Origin of the sequence: Kitasatospora sp. NPDC048298, from assembly GCF_043201465.1 — a bacterium.
Taxonomy (GTDB): domain Bacteria; phylum Actinomycetota; class Actinomycetes; order Streptomycetales; family Streptomycetaceae; genus Kitasatospora.
Window position 1 is genome coordinate 96,510 of the sequence record NZ_JBICYZ010000010.1, and the last position, 15,896, is coordinate 112,405.

Annotated in this window: 14 protein-coding genes; 5 read left to right on the plus strand and 9 right to left on the minus strand. The window is 74.1% G+C overall.

Features of this window, described 5'->3' with window-relative positions; all coding sequences use genetic code 11:
* Nucleotides 1–193: 193 nt before the first annotated feature.
* The 4 genes from ACGF0D_RS11330 (at nt 194) to ACGF0D_RS11345 (ending at nt 5,223) form a co-directional block, all read left to right on the plus strand.
* Nucleotides 194–2,038: a hypothetical protein gene (locus ACGF0D_RS11330; RefSeq protein WP_392914894.1), complete on the plus strand. Its 1,845-nt coding sequence runs from the start codon at nt 194–196 to the stop codon at nt 2,036–2,038.
* Nucleotides 2,039–2,432: 394 nt separating this feature from the next.
* Nucleotides 2,433–3,512: an inosamine-phosphate amidinotransferase 1 gene (locus tag ACGF0D_RS11335; protein ID WP_392882049.1), complete on the plus strand. Its 1,080-nt coding sequence runs from the start codon at nt 2,433–2,435 to the stop codon at nt 3,510–3,512.
* 127 nt (nt 3,513–3,639) lie between these two features.
* Nucleotides 3,640–4,299 (plus strand): hypothetical protein, encoded by a 660-nt coding sequence (locus tag ACGF0D_RS11340; RefSeq protein WP_392914897.1) that lies wholly within the window; start codon nt 3,640–3,642, stop codon nt 4,297–4,299.
* A gap of 78 nt (nt 4,300–4,377) precedes the next feature.
* The gene (locus ACGF0D_RS11345) at nt 4,378–5,223 is read left to right on the plus strand and encodes a PIG-L family deacetylase (protein ID WP_392914900.1); all 846 of its coding nucleotides are present in this window, start codon (nt 4,378–4,380) and stop codon (nt 5,221–5,223) included.
* Between the two features lie 302 nt (nt 5,224–5,525).
* On the opposite strand, the gene ACGF0D_RS11350 is transcribed toward ACGF0D_RS11345, so the two are convergent.
* The 5 genes from ACGF0D_RS11350 to ACGF0D_RS11370 form a co-directional block, all read right to left on the minus strand.
* Entirely contained in the window at nt 5,526–5,717 is a 192-nt protein-coding gene (locus ACGF0D_RS11350; protein WP_392914903.1) for a hypothetical protein, read from the minus strand.
* 102 nt (nt 5,718–5,819) lie between these two features.
* Entirely contained in the window at nt 5,820–6,170 is a 351-nt protein-coding gene (locus tag ACGF0D_RS11355; RefSeq protein WP_392914906.1) for a hypothetical protein, read from the minus strand.
* Between the two features lie 112 nt (nt 6,171–6,282).
* Entirely contained in the window at nt 6,283–6,483 is a 201-nt protein-coding gene (locus ACGF0D_RS11360; RefSeq protein ID WP_392914909.1) for a hypothetical protein, read from the minus strand.
* Nucleotides 6,484–6,550: 67 nt separating this feature from the next.
* Nucleotides 6,551–6,733, minus strand: coding sequence for a hypothetical protein (locus ACGF0D_RS11365; RefSeq protein WP_392914911.1), 183 nt, complete (start codon nt 6,731–6,733; stop codon nt 6,551–6,553).
* Nucleotides 6,734–6,801: 68 nt separating this feature from the next.
* A complete protein-coding gene (locus ACGF0D_RS11370; RefSeq protein ID WP_392914914.1) occupies nt 6,802–9,327 on the minus strand; it encodes a S8 family serine peptidase in 2,526 nt (841 codons plus the stop codon).
* Between the two features lie 507 nt (nt 9,328–9,834).
* Between ACGF0D_RS11370 and ACGF0D_RS11375 the strand changes: the two genes are divergently transcribed.
* A complete protein-coding gene (locus tag ACGF0D_RS11375) occupies nt 9,835–10,548 on the plus strand; it encodes a BTAD domain-containing putative transcriptional regulator (RefSeq protein ID WP_392914917.1) in 714 nt (237 codons plus the stop codon).
* Nucleotides 10,549–10,625: 77 nt separating this feature from the next.
* On the opposite strand, the gene ACGF0D_RS11380 is transcribed toward ACGF0D_RS11375, so the two are convergent.
* The 4 genes from ACGF0D_RS11380 to ACGF0D_RS11395 all read right to left on the minus strand — a co-directional run bounded on the left by ACGF0D_RS11380 (nt 10,626) and on the right by ACGF0D_RS11395 (nt 15,682).
* On the minus strand, nt 10,626–11,813 hold the full coding sequence (locus tag ACGF0D_RS11380) for an aminotransferase class V-fold PLP-dependent enzyme (protein ID WP_392914920.1): 1,188 nt from the start codon (nt 11,811–11,813) through the stop codon (nt 10,626–10,628).
* A 13-nt stretch (nt 11,814–11,826) separates the two neighbouring features.
* Nucleotides 11,827–13,161, minus strand: coding sequence for a pyridoxal-phosphate dependent enzyme (locus tag ACGF0D_RS11385; protein ID WP_392882024.1), 1,335 nt, complete (start codon nt 13,159–13,161; stop codon nt 11,827–11,829).
* Complete coding sequence (locus ACGF0D_RS11390; RefSeq protein WP_392914923.1) at nt 13,158–14,651, minus strand: Y4yA family PLP-dependent enzyme; 1,494 nt, start codon at nt 14,649–14,651, stop codon at nt 13,158–13,160. Before ACGF0D_RS11390 ends, ACGF0D_RS11385 begins: the two co-directional genes overlap by 4 nt.
* Nucleotides 14,652–14,923: 272 nt before the next feature.
* Nucleotides 14,924–15,682, minus strand: a complete 759-nt coding sequence (locus ACGF0D_RS11395) for a class I SAM-dependent methyltransferase (protein WP_392914926.1) — start codon at nt 15,680–15,682, stop codon at nt 14,924–14,926.
* Nucleotides 15,683–15,896 lie beyond the last annotated feature (214 nt).

The window sequence follows — 15,896 nt, forward strand, 5'->3', positions numbered from 1 at the left end:
TTGTTCGGCGCCGTGCGGCTGGACATTGAACACCAACTCGGAACAACCGACCCGCACGCACCATTGTTTGACGCCGACGGTCCTGTGCATGATGAATCAACGGGGGGGATGGACACGAGGCACGCGCGGCGCGCGTGGCGCGTGTGGCACGCGAGGTTTTCAGGACACCGCTTCAACGGAGAAGGGGGCCGTAGTGCCGCGTCGGGAAAGTCCACTTGACCCCGGGGACGGGCCGCTGCTGCGCTTCGCGGGTGATCTGCGGGCCCTTCGGGAGCGGGCCGGAGGCCTGCCGTACCGTCAACTGGCGCTCCGCGCCCACTGCTCGGCGGCCAGTCTGTCGGTGGCGGCGGGAGGACGGCGGCTGCCCAGCCTGGCGGTCACCCTCGCCTATGTGCAGGCCTGCGGCGGGGACGTGCGGGAGTGGCAGCACCGCTGGCAGCTGCTCGCCGCCGAGCTGGCCGCCGAGACCGCGGCCCGGCGGCGCGCCCAGGACGTCGGACGGGCCCCCTATCCGGGCGCGGCCGCGTTCGAGGCCGTCGACGCCGAGCGGTTCTTCGGCCGGGAGGCGCTGCTGGGACGGCTGATCGCCCTGCTGACCGAACGGCGGCTGGTGATCGTCTCCGGGCCGTCGGGGGCGGGCAAGTCCTCGCTGGTCAGAGCCGGGTTACAGGCCCGGCTCGGCGGGGTTCCGGCCGCCGGTGCGGATCCCGGGAGACCGGCGGCCGGGGGTGGGGCGCAGCGGCCCCCGGCCGACGACGGTGTCCCGGTGGCGCTGCTGACCCCCGGTGAACGGCCGATGGAGGCGTACGCGCTGGCCCTCGCCCGGCTCGGGCAGCGAGCCGGGGACACGGCGCGCGGCGGGGCGGGAGCGACGGCCGGGGACCCGGTGCTGGTGGTGGACCAGGGTGAGCAGCTGCTCACCCGCTGCCGGGACGCCGCCGAGCGGGCGCGCTTCCTGGACGCGCTGGTGGCGACCGCCACGGGCGGTACGGGCGAGGCGCCGGACGGCCTGCCGCCGGCGGCGCCCGCCCGCTGCCGGGTGGTGCTGGTGCTCCGCTCGGACCAGTGCGGGCCACTGCTCGCCGAGCACCCGGGACTGGCCGAGACGGCCGGGCGGCACGGGATGCTGTCGGTGGGGCGTCCGGCGCCGGACGAGCTGCGGCGGGCGATCACCGAGCCGGCGGCACGGTCCGGCTGTACCGTCGAGGGCGCGCTGCTGGCCGTCCTCATCTCGACCGCCGCGCAGCAGCCGGGCGCACTCCCGCTGGTGTCCGCGGCGCTGCTGGAGACCTGGCGGAGGCGCAGCGGCAACGCGCTCACCCTGGCCGGGTTCCAGGCCACCGGAGGCTTCGAGGGCGCGCTGGCCCGGACGGCGGAGACGCTGTACAACGGGCTGGACGCGTCCGACCAGGCGCGGGCGCGGTCGGTGTTCCTGCGGCTCGGCGGGGAGTTGGTCGGTGTCGGCGAGGAGGCCGCCGCCGGCGTGCCGGGCCTGGGCGAGGGGCTGGGGCCCGGCGGTGGGCCGGTGTCGGGCGGCGCCCTGGTGCCGGGCGGCGACGAGGGCACCCGCAAGCCGGTCCGGCGGGCCGAGTTCGACGACCCCGGGGTACCGGAGATGGTGGAACGGCTGGTCCGGGCACGGCTCGTGGTGGTGGACCGGGACACCGTCGAGCTGTCCCACCAGGCGCTGCCGCAGGCCTGGCCCAGGCTGCGCGGCTGGTTGGCGGAGGGCCGCGAGGCGCTGGGGGAGCAGCGCAGGCTCTCGGCGGCGGCCCGGGGCTGGGCGGCCTCCGACCGGGATCCGGAACTGCTGTGCCGGGGCGGCCGGTTGGAGCAGCTGATGCGGCGGGTGGCGGCCGGGGAGCTGGCCACGGCCGGGGTCGAACGGGCCTTCCTGGCGGCCTCGGCCCGGGCGGCCGTCGCCGACCGGCGCCGGGCGCAGCGGCAGAACCTGGCGGTGGCCGGGGTCGCCGCGGCGGGCGGGGCGCTGCTGGCCCTGGCGGGCGGGAGCCGGATCCGCCGGGCCTGGCGGTGGTGAGCGCGGGGCCGGGGCGCTCGCCCGGGGAGGCCGCGGGGCCTTCGGCCCGGCCCGTGCGCCGACCGGCCCCGGGGGCGACACACGGGTATTGATCAGCGTCGGAATAACGGGAGTCGAACAACGGGCGAGGCGCGCGCAGGTGCGTCGGGACGGCCCATTCGGTGCCGATCACGGTCCTTGCGCGGCCGTGGTGGTCCGGGTAGCTTGACAGTCGATCCCGGCCCTTCGAAAGGCGAATTCGACTGCCAGGCCGGTGAATTCCCGTACGCCGCGGTCGGCCGGAGCCGGTCCGGCGATTAATCCGTCCGGCGACGCGGTTCGAGGCCGTGCGGTTCCGAGCCGTCGCGTGCGCCGTGTCGTCCACGATTCCCCAAACCCGTGTCAAGGGAGAGCCATGTCCGATTCGGCCCGTCCGGTCCACAGCTGGGACGAGTTCAGCACACTGCGGGAGATCGTGGTCGGGACCGCCGTCGGCGCCCGGCTGCCCGAGCAGAGCGAGCCGTCCTCCTGGCTGTCCTGCTTCCCGAAGACCAGTGCCGCCGACCTCGCCTCGATCGAGGTCGGCCCCTACTCGCGGCAGGTCGTGGAGGAGACCGAGGAGGACCTGGACGCGCTGGTGGCCACCCTGCGCGGCCTCGGCGTCACCGTCCACCAGCCCGAAGCGGTCGACCACGCGGCCGGCTTCTCCTCCCCGCTCTGGGAGGCCGACGGCGGCTTCCACTCCTACTGTCCGCGGGACCTCACCCTGGTGGTCGGCGAGACGCTGATCGAGGTGGCGAGCCCGATGCGGCAGCGCTACTTCGAGGTCTTCGGACTACGCGGCCTCTTCCAGGACTACCTGCGCCGCGGGGCGCGCTGGCTGGCCGCTCCCCGGCCGCGACTGGGCGACGAACTCTTCGAGTTCGACGCGGACGGGCTGCCGCTGCTCGGCGAGGCCGAGCCGGTCTTCGACGCCGCGAACGTGCTGCGGCTCGGCCGGGACGTCTTCTACCAGGTCTCCCGCAGCGGCAACGAACTCGGCCTGCGGTGGCTGGAGTCCACCCTCGGCCTGCTCGGCGACGGCGGCCTGCGGCTGCACCCGCTGCGCGACATCTACGGCTACACCCACATCGACAGCACCATCGCGCTGCTGCGGCCGGGGCTGGTGCTGCTCAACCCCGAGCGGATCGGACCGGACACCGTCCCGGAGCCGCTGAAGGGCTGGGACGTCCTGTGGTGCCCGCCGGCCGAGCCCTCCGGCGACACCCCCGAGCACGCGCTCAGCGAGAGCTGGATCAGCATGAACCTGCTGATGGTCTCCCCGGACACGGCGATCGTCGAGTCCGGCCAGGAGGGCCTGATCAAGGTGCTGGAGCACGCCGGGATCACCGTCCTGCCGCACCGGCTGCGGCACTCCCGGGTGCTCGGCGGCGGGTTCCACTGCGTCACCCTGGACATCCGGCGCGACGGTGGGCTGGAGGACTACCTGTCCTGACCGGTGCGTGCGAGGGGGCCCGGCCCCTCGCACGCGGGTCGGGGCTTGCGGGCCGGCCCGCGGGCGAAACGATCGGTCTCGATCCGGTCGCGATCGGCTGACAGTGCCGCGTGGCAGAGTTCGTCCCATGAACATCGCTACCACGCTGCACAGTTGGGACGAGTCCGTGGCCCTCTTCGAGCGCCGCGGCCTGCCCGTCTCCTCGTACGAGAACCTCTACGAGGAGTCGTACGACGTCCACTCCGGTGCCCTGTCGATCGACGGGCACCTCGACCTCGACGCCACCGAGCCGTACGGCACCGGCTACGTCGTGGACGGCGACCTCGACGTCAGCGGCGCCGTCCTCAACCTCGACGACGGCTGCCCCGCGCTGATCGTGCTCGGCGACCTGCGGGCGGCCGCCGTCTACCTGGAGGGGGACGCCAAGCTGTTGGTCCGCGGCAGCGTCCACGTGGAGGCCTTCGTCGGCAGCATGACCGACAAGCTGGTCATGCTCCACGGGGACCTGCACGCCCGGGTCACCGTGCTGTCCGCCGGATTCGAGCCCGATCTGGTCGAGGGCATCCTGCACGGCCCCGTCCTGGCGCCCGCCTACCTCGCCGCCGACTACCCGGCGCTCGCCGGCGCCGAGGCGGTGCTGGTGCCCGAGGTCCTGTGCGCCGGCGCCGACGACGACCCCGACGGCCAGGGCGTGTTCGACACCCCGGGTGTCCACGGTGGCCGCCTGCAGAGCCGCATCGAGGCGGGCCTGCCCGTCACCCTGGCCGGCGGGCTTCCCGGTCGGTGAGCGGGATTTCGGGAGCGACCACCCCTCGCCGTGGCGCAGACTGGGGCGAGTACTTTTCACACCGGAGGATGGATTCTCATGGTTGACCGGCCCCTGACGCTGATGGCGGTGCACGCCCACCCCGACGACGAGGCCACCGGGACGGGGGGTGTCCTCGCCCGGTACGCGGCGGAGGGCGTCCGCACGGTCCTCGTCACGTGTACGGACGGCCGCTGCGGCGACGGACCGGGAGGGGTCAAGCCGGGCGAGCCCGGGCACGACCCGGAGGCCGTCGCCGCGATGCGCCGGCAGGAACTGGAGGCCAGCTGCGAGGTGCTGAAGGTCACTCACCTGGAGCTGCTGGAGTACGCCGACTCCGGGATGATGGGCTGGGCGAGCAACGACGCGCCCGGGTCGTTCTGGCGCACGCCGGTGGAGGAGGGCGCCGCCCGCCTCGCCGAACTGATGCGGCAGTACCGGCCCGACGTGGTCGTCACCTACGACGAGAACGGGTTCTACGGCCACCCCGACCACATCCAGGCCCACCGCATCACGATGGCGGCGCTGGAGTTGGTCGAGGAGCCGGCGTCGAAGGTCTACTGGACGACGGCGCCGCGCTCGGCCATGCAGCGTTTCGGCGAGGTGATGCGGGAGTTCGGCGGGGACCGGGAGGAGCCGGACCCGGCGGAGGAGGCCGAGATGCCCGACATGTCGGAGATCGGCCTGCCGGACGAGGAGATCAGTACCTGGGTGGACACCACCGCGTTCGGCGGCCGGAAGTTCGACGCCCTGGCCGCGCACGCCAGCCAGGGCGAGAACATCTTCTTCCTGAAGATGGGGAAGGAACGGTTCACCGAACTGATGGGCATGGAGACCTTCGTGCGGGTCAAGGACACCACGGGTACGGCCGTCCCCGAGAACGACCTCTTCGCCGGTCTGCGCTGATCCCTGGGCAGCGGTGTGGCGGGGGGGGGGGGGGGGGGGGGGGCCCCCCGGCCGGGGGGGGCGCGGGGGGCGGGGGGGGTTACCCGCAGAGGCGCACGCCGGCGGGGGTGGGGGGCGGCGGGGTGTTGTTGGGTCCCAGGGGGGGGGGGTGCCCGGGGGGGGCCCCGGGGCCCGGGGGGGGGGGGGGGGGGGGGGGGGGGGGGGGGGGGGGGGTTGGGGGGGGGGGGGGGGGGGGGGGGGGGGGGGGGGGGGGCCCCCCCCCCCCCCCACGGCGTGGACGCAGTGCCCGTGGGCGTATCCCGTCAGAGCAGCAGGCCGGCGGCGATCGGGAGCGCCGTCTTGAAGATGCTCCAGAGGTTGTCGGCCTCGACGCCGGAGGCGTCGCCCAGGGCGCCGCCCGCGCGGCCGGTGCGGTCGATCGGCGGGGCGAGCTTCGGGAGCTGCGGGGTGGGAGTCCACGCCCGGTGATCCTGGCGGACGTCTTCCATGGTCATGGTCGCTCTTCCCTTCGTGGGTGGGGGTTCCGCCGGCCGGGCGGCCCGGGGCGGACCTGCTCGCAGGCCCGGGGCGGAGCCGCCCGGGACGGCCGGCAGGGGTCAGATGAAGCCTCCGATCACGGGGGGTGGGGCCGGCATGCAGCCGGGGGTGGGGGCACCGTCACAGACCCAGGGCGCCGGGTCCGCGAAGCTGGGGCCGTAGAGCCCACCGGGGCCGTCCATGATCTGCGTGACCGGCTTCGTGTCGGTGCCCGCGCCCTCCCTTGCGGGGTTGGTCACCGCCTCGGACGGCTCGGGGCCGGCGATGAATCCGAGGTTCACGCTCAGGGACGACATGCTCCCTTGCGGGCTGGGGTCGATGTCGGCGACTTCCTTGACCACCTTCAGATCGGCGTCGTACCCCACGGTGCGGTCGATCGGCGGCACCTGGGGTGGCGGCTGCTCGTACATGGTCCTGTCTCTCCTGTCCGGTGCTCCGGTGGCCGGTCGTGCGTGGCCGCGTCACCGGGCGGGGTGGCCGGCGCCGGACCTTCGCGGCCCGGCGCCGGCGCTGGGTGCCTCATCAGAGGAACGTTCCGATCGTCTTGAGCACGTCGGCGCCGCCGGAGACGAGGTCGCTCCACCTGAAGTCGGCCTCGACACCGGGGGAAGCGCCCAGGGCGCCGCCGGTGCGGCCGGTGCGGTCGATCGGCGGGGCGAGCGTCGGGAGCTGGGGGGTGGGGGACCACGCCCGGTGTTCCTCGCGGAATTCTTCGTTGGTCATTTCTGCTCATCCCTTCTCGTCGTGCTGGTTGCACTCCGTCCTCGGCGGGGCCCGTCGGGGCGGGGCGTCAGAGGGCGGCGTAGCACATGCCCCGGGCCGGGCCGGGAAGGTCGGCACAGACCGACCGGGCCGGTGCGGCGCCCGGGTTGTCGGGCAGGCGGCCGGCTTCGTCCCGGCCGTCCCTGTGGACCGGCGGGGCGAGGACCGGCAGTCTGGGCGCGATCCTGGGGGCCGGTGCGGGGGTTCTCATGATCCGCCTCCTCCTGAGGGGTGGCGTGGGGCCGTTCCGTCGGCGTGGGTGCCGGCGGTGTCGGGGGTTCAGCTCTCCAGGAACTGGTGGGGCGGCGCCAGGGTGACGGGGTACTCGTCGCTGACGTCCATCGTGAACAGCATGGAGACCCGCGCGCGCCGGTCGTTCTCGGGGTCGAAGAACGTCACCTTCACGTCCTGGCAGTCCGATCCCATGCGGCAGTACGGGCTCTTCTCGACCGAGATGGTGTCGATGCAGTAGAGCGAGATCGGCTGGCTGGGTTCCGTCACGGTGGTGGGGACGGTCTGGCCCAGCAGAATGGCCTGGCTGATCGGACCGGCGATCGCGTAGGCATTCGTCCCGGCGGCGTTGAGCGCCCGGTCGGCGGATGTCTGTCCGAGGTTGCGGAACTGGTAGTAGAGCTTGTCGAGGAAGGTGTCGATGGTCTTGCGGATGTAGTCCTTGTCGACCGTCAGGTGCTCGTCCTGGGCCTTCTTCAGGACGGCCTCCACCACCTTGTCCACCAGCGTCTTCTGCTGCCAGATGAAGATGCCACGGCTCTTGACCTCGACGACGGGCACGACCTGCCCGGAGAACAGCCGGACGGTCCGGTCGGTCAGCCGCCCGGGTATCGAGATCCGGGAGACGTACTGGTCGTCCTTGTCCGGGCGGAGGTGCTGGCCGTAGTGCGCGTCCCGGAACGACCGGTAGACCGTGGACACCGGGCGAGCGGGTGAGGCGAGCGCCATCAGGGCGTCAGCGAGCTTGGAGTGGTCGTCGATCATCGCCTGCACGTCCGCCTTCGTGGCCCCGAGGAACACGAGGGGGTCGCTGGCCCAGTCCATGCCGGCGGCGGGTTCGGCCTCGAGCGCGTAGAGCGGCGTGCTGTCCAGGTTCAGCGTCCAGGTGACCTTGTCGGAGGCCCACGGGTTGGCGGTCAGGTACGCGTGCAGCTGCTCGGCGTTGTAGGGATTGGCGGGCTGCTCCTTCGTCACGCCCGGATGGTCCGGGTCGGGCACCTGGATGGTCGGCATCAGCTGGCGGAAGCTGTCCCGGCGGGCCTCGGTCAGGAAGTCCACGCCGATCTCGCCGATCGCGTAGACCAACGGGCGGTTGTTGGTGGAGGCGCAGGAGGGTCGGACGCCGCCGCCCGCGGGTGAGCCGCCCGGTGGCCCCGCCATCGACGGCCCGGCACCCGACAGCCCGGCCGTCGACGGTCCGCCGCCCTGGCACGCGCAGGGGGCCGCCGGGGCCTGCCCGAGCGCCGTGGCGCCGACTGGCGGCGCGGGCATGGCCGGGGCGGGCGCGTGCACCGCTTCGGGCGGCGGGACGGGGGCGGGGCTCAGGGGTTGGGCGCCCGCGGCGGTGGCGCCCGTCACCCCGGCGACGGCTGCGGCCGGGGTGACGGCTTCGAACGGTGCGCTCTGCGCGGCCAGGAAGGCCTGAACGGCCTCGGGGTCCGGCACGGCCTGGGCGGCGGCAGGGGCCGCCTGCGCGGCCGCTGCGAGCTGGGCGGCTTGAAGGGCCTCGGGGGTGGCGGCGGGAACGCTCTGGGTGTCCATGGTGCTGGCTCCCTCGTGCGAGTCGTGTGGGGAGGTCCCGATTGGCGAGGGTGCGCCGGCCGTGGCGACCCCGACCTCGGGGGAGAGGGTGGCGCGGCGGGCGGCCGCCGCCGTGGTCCCGGCGCGGACCGGGCGGTCCGTCAGGTCGTCCGCGTGGGTGATCAGCTCGTACGCCCGGGCCGCGTCCAGATGTCCGACCAGCCGGCGCCGGCACTCCGGCGCCTCGGCGGGTGCGCAGGGCACGGAGCGCGCGCCCCGCAGCAGGGCCCGGCCGGCCGCCCGCGGGTCGGCCGGGCGCCCCGCCCGCACCTGCGCGCCGACCAGCACGGCGGCGACCCCGGACACCAGCGGTGTGGCGAAGCTGCTGCCGGTCAGGGTGGCGCTCCCCCCTCCCGGGGCGGCGCCCTCGATGTCCCGCCCGGGGGCGAGCAGGCCGTGGGAGGCGTACGCGGAGCCCCAGTTGCTGATGTCCAGCGGTTCGCCGTCGGGGCCGGCCGCGCCGACGGCGAGCACCGTCGGGGTGGCGGCCGGCACCTGGGCGCAGTCGCAGCCGTCGTTGCCGACGGCCGCGACCACCAGGACCCCGCGCTCGTCGCACAGCCGCAGCGCCTTCGCCAGCATGGGCTCCGGCTCGGTGCCCCGGCCGATCTCGCCCCCGCTGATGTTGATGACGTGGGCGCCCTCCTGCACGGCGCGTTCGACGGCCCTGGCCAGGTCGAGTTGGGGCACCCGCCCCTCGCCCGCGTCCGTGAAGACCGGCAGGAGCAGCCCGCGGCAGTGCGGGGCGATCCCGGCCAGCGGGCTGTCCTGCCGGCCGAAGAGCAGGCCCGCGACATGGGTGCCGTGCAGCGACATCGGGCCGGAGCCGGCCGGTTCGGCGACGAGCGTGTCCAGCCGGGTGAGGTCCGCGCCCTCGAAACAGGGGTGCGACAGATCGACGGGACCGTCCAGGACCGCGATGCACACCGCCGGGTCGCCGAGGAGTTCCTCCTCGGGGGCGCGGACGTCGCGCAGCACCGATCGGGCCTTCATGGGGCATCGCCTTTCCGGTGTCGGGCGGGGCGTCGGGTGCGCTCCACCGGGGCGGCAGGTGGTGCCAGTCAACGGGCCGGGCGTCGCCCGGGTGTGCCGGGGAGCGTCACGGCCGGCGCGTGGGTGCCGTCGCGGGCGCGTCGCGTCCTCGTGGCGCAGCCGCTCCCGCCATGCTCCGTGCCACGGGCCGGTGGATGCACGCACGGTGACCGTCGGCCGGTCCGCGGGCCGGTCCGGGTGCCCGCGGTGAATCGGCAGCCTCCTCCAACACCCGTTCGGCGGCGGCCCATTAGGGTGTCGGCCGGTCGGCCGGGGGCGCGGTCGTGACGGTCGGCGACGACGGCGGTGACGCCGCCTCGGCGTCACCGTGACGGTGCCGCAACGTCCGTACGACGTCCGCGTGACGCCGGGCCGGGGCCGTACGGACACGGCGGTGACAGGCCTCGGCCGCAACCGGTGCGCGCCCGAACGGGTGCGGGTGACGGCGCGGCGCGGCAGAGTGGGGGTGTGTTGTGGGACGGTCCGAGCATCGAACTGCTGCGGGGCTTCGAGGCCACCGACGCGGGAGGCTGTGTCTCCCTCCCGGTGAGTGCGCAGCACCTGCTGGCCTTCCTCGCCCTGCACGACGACGGCGTCCAGCGCGGCGCGGCCGCCGAACGGCTCTGGCCGGACTGCACCCAGTGCCGCGCGGCCGCGAACCTGCGCACCGCCCTCTACCACGCGCGGCGACGCGGCCGGGCCATCCCGATCGAGAGCCCGGGGCAGTGGCTGCGCCTCGCACCCGTCGTCGGGGTGGACCTGCGCTCCGCGCGCCGCTCCGCGCAACGGGTCGTGGCCGGCGCGGACCGGTTGCCGGCCGGCTGCGACGAGCTCGTGGACGACCTCTCCGCCGAACTGCTGCCGGGCTGGGAGGAGGAGTGGCTGACCCTGGAGCGCGAGCGCTGGGACCAGCTGCGGCTGTACGCCCTGGAGAGCCTGGCCCACCAACTGTGCGACGAGGAGCGCTACTTGCCGGCACTCCAGACCGCGCTGGCGGCGATCGCCATCGACCCCGTCCGGGAGACGGCCCACCGGATCGTGGTCGAGGTGCACCTCGCCGAGGGCAACCTCGCCAGCGCGCTGCGCTCCTACCAGCACTACCGCTCGTTCCTGCAGCGGGAGCTCAACGTCGCCCCGTCGCCGAAGATGACCGGACTGGTGCGCAACCTCCAGCGGATGTGACGGCGCGAGTCCCAGGACAGGCCCAGGCGTGTCTGACAATTCCCGTCGCCTGCCTGGCGCGAATTGTCAGACACGCCCTACAGCGAGCGCAGGACGGAGAGCAGCAGGTCGACCTCCTCCGGGCTGTTGTAGACGTGCAGGCTCACCCGCACCGAGCTCTCGCTCTCGCCGGCCCGCGCCTGGCAGTGGCCGTCGCAGCGCACCATCAGGCCGTGGCTAGCGAGGACGAAGCCCAGGTCGTTGGAGCCGATCCCGCGGTGCCGGAAGGTGACGATGCCCTCGCGCTGCTGGACCGCGGAGTCCGCGGCCAGGCTCGACTGGCAGCCGAGGACCTCGTACGGCTCCAGGGTCCGCAGCCCGTCGGTGAGCCGGGCGGCCAGGGCGGTGTTCCACCGCCGGATGCGCTCCGGCCCGGCGGCGTCGAGCCAGTCCAGGGCGGCCTCCAGCCCGGCGATCCCACTGGTGTTGGGCGTGCCGCTCCAGCCGCCGGGGGCGAAGGCCGGGCCCCGGGTGTTGCGGGCCCAGACCGCGCCGGTGCCGGGCAGGGCCATCGCCTTGTGTCCGGAGAAGACCACGAAGTCCACGTCCAGCGCGGCGACGTCCACCGGCAGGTGGCCGACGCTCTGCGCGGCGTCCAGGCAGATCGGCACCCCGGGCCCGACCGCGGCCCGGATGCGGTGCACGTTCATGTCGCCGCCGTACACGTGGTGCACATGGGTGGCGGCGACGAACGCCGTTCGCCCGGTGACGAGTTCGGCCAGCGCGTGGTGGTCGTAGTCGTGCGAGGCCGGGTCGTACGGCAGCTCGTGCACCGTGATCCGCACGCCCTGGCGGGCCAGCAGCCGCTGCGCCTCCAGCCAGGGCAGGGCGTTCGCCTGGTGGTCGGCGAACGGCACGATGATCTCGTCGCCGTCCCGCAGGTGGCGGGGGAGCCAGTCCAGGGCCACCGCGCGCAGCCCCTCGGTGGCGCCGCTGACGAAGTGGACGCCGGAGTGCTGCTGCGGGGCCGGGTCGCCCAGGAAGCGGGCGACCCGGGTGCGGGTGCGTTCCACCAGCGCGGTGGTGGCGTTGGCCCAGGTGTACGTCCCGCGGCCGGCGTTGGCGTTGCCGGTGGTCAGGTAGCGCTGGACGGTTTCGAGCACCGCCCGGGGCTTCTGCGAGGTGGCCGCGCTGTCCAGGTACGCCTGCTCGGGGTTGCCGGTGATGATGGGGAACTGTGCCCGCAGCCCGCGGTGCCAGTCGCGGAGTTCGTCGAGGGTGGTCATGGGCCGCCTCCGCTCAGTCCCGGACCAGCGGCGCGCCCGCGTCGCGCCAGGCGATGATGCCGCCGGCCAGGCTGCGCGCGTCCCGGTGTCCCATCCGGGTGAGCAGCGCCGCGTACGTGGCCGACTTCTCGCCGACCGGGCAGGCCAGCAGCACCGGCTGGTGGGTGCCGAACGGCAGGCCGCCGTGCAGGAGTTCGTCGAACAGCTCGTCGACGATGTTGATCGAGCCCTCGATGTGCAGCGCCGCGTAGGCGAAGGGGCCGCGCAGGTCGACCACCAGCGGGCGCTCCTCGGCGATCCACTTCCGCGCGGCGTCGACGTCGACGACCCGGGCGGCGGCCAGTTCGGCGGGGGTCACCGTGCCCACCGAGTTCGGCCGGGCGGGCTGGTTGAACAGTTCAGGCCGGCGCCGGCGGATGTAGCTCAGGTAGCTCTCCACCCGGTCGCAGACGATGAAGACGGCGGTGTGCCGCTCGCCCGTCCCCCGCTCGGCCAGTTCGGCGTCCACGGTGCGCAGGTGGCGCAGCGCGCCGAAGTAGGCGCCGCCGCCGGTCGGGCCGGCCGGCAGGCCGCAGCGGCGCACCAGGGTGAGCATGCCGTCGATGGCCTGGTCGGCGGTCACGGTGGCGATGGAGTCGTAGGTGGCCGGGTCGAACAGCCCGACCTCGTGCACCTCGTCGATGGTGCGGATGCCCGGGATGAAGTCGGACTTGTGGGCGACGAGTCCGACCACCTCCACGCCCGGGTCGTGGGCGCGCAGCACGGCGGCGACGCCGGTGGACGAGCCGGCGGTGCCGACGCAGGCGACGAAGTGGTCCGGGGCGCGGCCGTCGAGGTCCCGGACGATCTCGGGGCCGGTACCGGTGAGGTGGGCGTCGAGGTTGAGCCGGCTGTAGTACTGGTCGGTGTGCAGGTAGCCGGAGCCGCTCTCGGAGAGCATCCGGTGGATGCGGGTGAGCGGGTCGTCGGTGTCGGTCGGGTCGAGGCACTCGGTGCGGCCGGGCAGTTCCTCGATCTCCGCGCCCAGCAGCAGGAGCAGGTCCTTGATCTCGGGGACCTTCATCCGGTTGGTGACGCTCCTGAACGGCAGTCCGTGCATGCCGGCGATCAGCGCGAGCGCCTTGGCGGTGTTGCCGCTGGACAGTTCCACGATGGTCTCGCCGCGCTCGACGGCGCCGGGGAGGGCCTCGCGGGTCATGTTCCAGGCGGCGCGGTCCTTGACCGAGCCGAACGGGTTGAGCAGCTCCAGCTTGGCGTACAGGTCGACGTGCCGCAGGCCGGTGACCGCCGGGTCGATCCGGACCAGCGGGGTGTTGCCGATCGCGTCGGTGATGCTGTCGTACCTCATGCGTGTCCGTCCCCCCGGTGTCCTGCGGCCGCCACGTCGACGGGCCAGTACTGCTCGTCCAGTCGCCACCGCCAGGCGCCGTCCTGCCGGTACGCGGCGACCTTGCGCGCGACGGGCTGACGCAGCGCCTCGCCGGCGCCGAAGTCCATCAGGTAGCCCGCGGTGTTGGCGAAGGCGAGCAGGTCGCCGGGGGCGGGGAGGCGGGGCAGGAAGACCGTCCGGCGGGTGATCAGGTCGGTCTCCAGGCAGAGGTTGCCGATCAGGTGGACGCCGACCGGCTCCTCGGGCGGGCCGCCGGGCGTGGACGGGGTACCCGGTCGGGGGATCAGCAGCGGGTCCATCAGCACCCCGTGCTCCTCCAGGCCCACGTCCCGCGCGTTCGTCTCCAGCCGCACCAGGCATTCGCCGGCCGGTGTGTGCCGGACCTCCAGGACGCGGGCGAGCGTCGCCCCGCACTGGTCGGCCAGGGCCCGGCCGGGTTCCACCGCCAGGTCGTACAGGTTCTCCAGCAGCAGGGTGCCGAGCGGCCGTCCGAGGGTGGGCGCCGGGTGGGAGAGCAGCTCGTCCAGGTAGGCCTCGGCGGCCACCGGGCGGTGCGCCGGGTAGAGGCCGAGGGCGCCGCGCAGCCGGCCGGACTCGGCGCGCAGCCCGTAGCCGTGGCCCTGCCAGGTGAGCGGGGGCCGCCGGCCCAGGACGGCGTCGGCCAGCTCGGTGGTGTACCGCTCCCACTGGGCGGCGTCGGCCAGGTAGTTGACCCCGAACCCGCCGCCGATGTCGATGGTGCGGGGGTGCAGGCCGCGGCGCCGGCACTCGTTCATCACCGTGACGCAGGTTTCCAGGGCGACGGCCTTCTCCGCGATGCCGGTGGTGTCCAGGTGGTAGGCGACGCCGGTGGTCTCGACGGCGTCGCGGTGGCGTTCCAGCGCGTCGAGCAGCTCGTCCAGTTCGGCGACGTCGGTGCCGAACCGGCTCGGCCGGGTGAGCACGGTGACGCCCGGGGCCCGGAAGCCGGACAGCCGCGGCATGACGCGCACCGGGGGCAGGGCGTGCTTGCGCACCAGGTCGGCCAGCTCGTCGAGTTCGGCGCGGGAGTCCAGGTGGACGGTGACGCCGGTGCGGGCCGCCAGCCAGAGGTACTCGCGGTTCTTCGGCCCGGTCGCCATGATCCGGTCGGGTGCGCAGCCGGCCCCGAGCACGTGCTGGAGTTCGGCGAGCGAGGCGACGTCCAGTCCGGCGTCGGTGGCGGCGAGCCGGCGGACGAGGGCGCTGGAGCGGTTCGCCTTGTGGGCGAAGTGGATCCGGCCGGTGAGGTGGTGCTTGCGGTAGACGGCCTGGAAGCGGGCCAGGTTGTCCGCGATCTGCTCGGGCAGGAGCAGGTTGAGGGGGGAGCCCAGGGCGTCGGTCAGCGTGTGCAGGAGGTCGTGTTCCTCCAGGAGGGATCGGAGGGGGGCCTCCAGTCGTGGTTCGAGATACAGCGGTAAGGGCCGCATGCGAAACCAGCTCTCCCTGAGAAGTCGGCGTGCGGGGGCCGCAGCCGCCGACAGGCTGCCCCGTGTCGGCCCTCGTCCCCCCGGCGGTCCGCGCGTCGGTGTGGCGCGCGGGCGGTCGGACACCCGCGCGCGGCTCCCACCGCAGAGGCGTCGGCGACCTCGGGCAACGGTAACCCTTTCCCTGGGTGATCGACAGGGCGCTTTCTGTCACGCCATCGCAAAGACTGTGCCGATCCGGAACCCGCCTTATCCACAAGGGCCGTGAGCAGGGCTCAGCGCAGCGCGACCAGGACGGAGCTGGTGCCGTACTGCCACACCGGTCCGGCCTGGCGGAAGCCCGCCTCCCGCAGCAGTTCGCCGTGCCGGGCCGCCGACAGGCCGTTGCCGGGGCCGTCGGTCGGGGGCAACTGCCGCTCGCGGGCCGTCAGCAGGTCGGCGAACTCGGGGACCCGCCCGGCCGCGGCCCACCACTGGGACCAGTCCTCGGCGGCGCCGGTGCCCTTGCGCTGGGCGCGGCGGCGGCCGATCGCGAGGGCGAGTTCGGCGAGCGGCCGGTCCTCGGGGATGAGGTGGTCGCCGTTGACCAGGACGCCGCCGGGCCGCAGGACACCGGCGAGGTCGCGGTAGATCCCGAGCAGCGCGTCCGGCGGTGGGTAGTGCAGCGCGGTGGTGGACACCACGGCGTCCAGTGGGCGGTCGAGGCCGAGGTCCTCGACCCAGCCGGGCCGCCCGATCAGGGTCTCGACCCAGCGGGCGATCTCGGGGTGCCGGGCGCGGCCGAGGGCGAGCAGCAGCGGGTCGATGTCGACGGCGAGGATCTCGGCGTGCGGCAGGCGGGCCGCGACCCGTGCCGACAGCGAGCCGGGGCCGCTGCCGAGGTCCGCGACGAGCGGCCGTCGCCGGCGGCCGACGGTCTGTTCCAGGACGTCGGCGATGACGGTGAACCGCTCCTCGCGTTCCACCGCGTACCGCTCCTGCTGGCGCTCCCAGCGGTCCACCCAGGCGTCGGCCAGGGCGGCGTCCACTCGCATCCCGACTCCCGCCGTGTCCGTGCGCATTCGAGGCTTCGCCTTCCGCCCATGTTTGTCATGTTCATCGGGCTCCGCAACCGGTTCGGTGCGGGAGATCCAGCGAAACGATATCCGTTTTCATGTGAACCTTTCCACTCGGTGCGTCCGCGGCCGCCGCACCCCGGGAAGCGATCGCAGGACCGCCACAGCGCCGGCCGCTGCTGTTCCAGCGGTG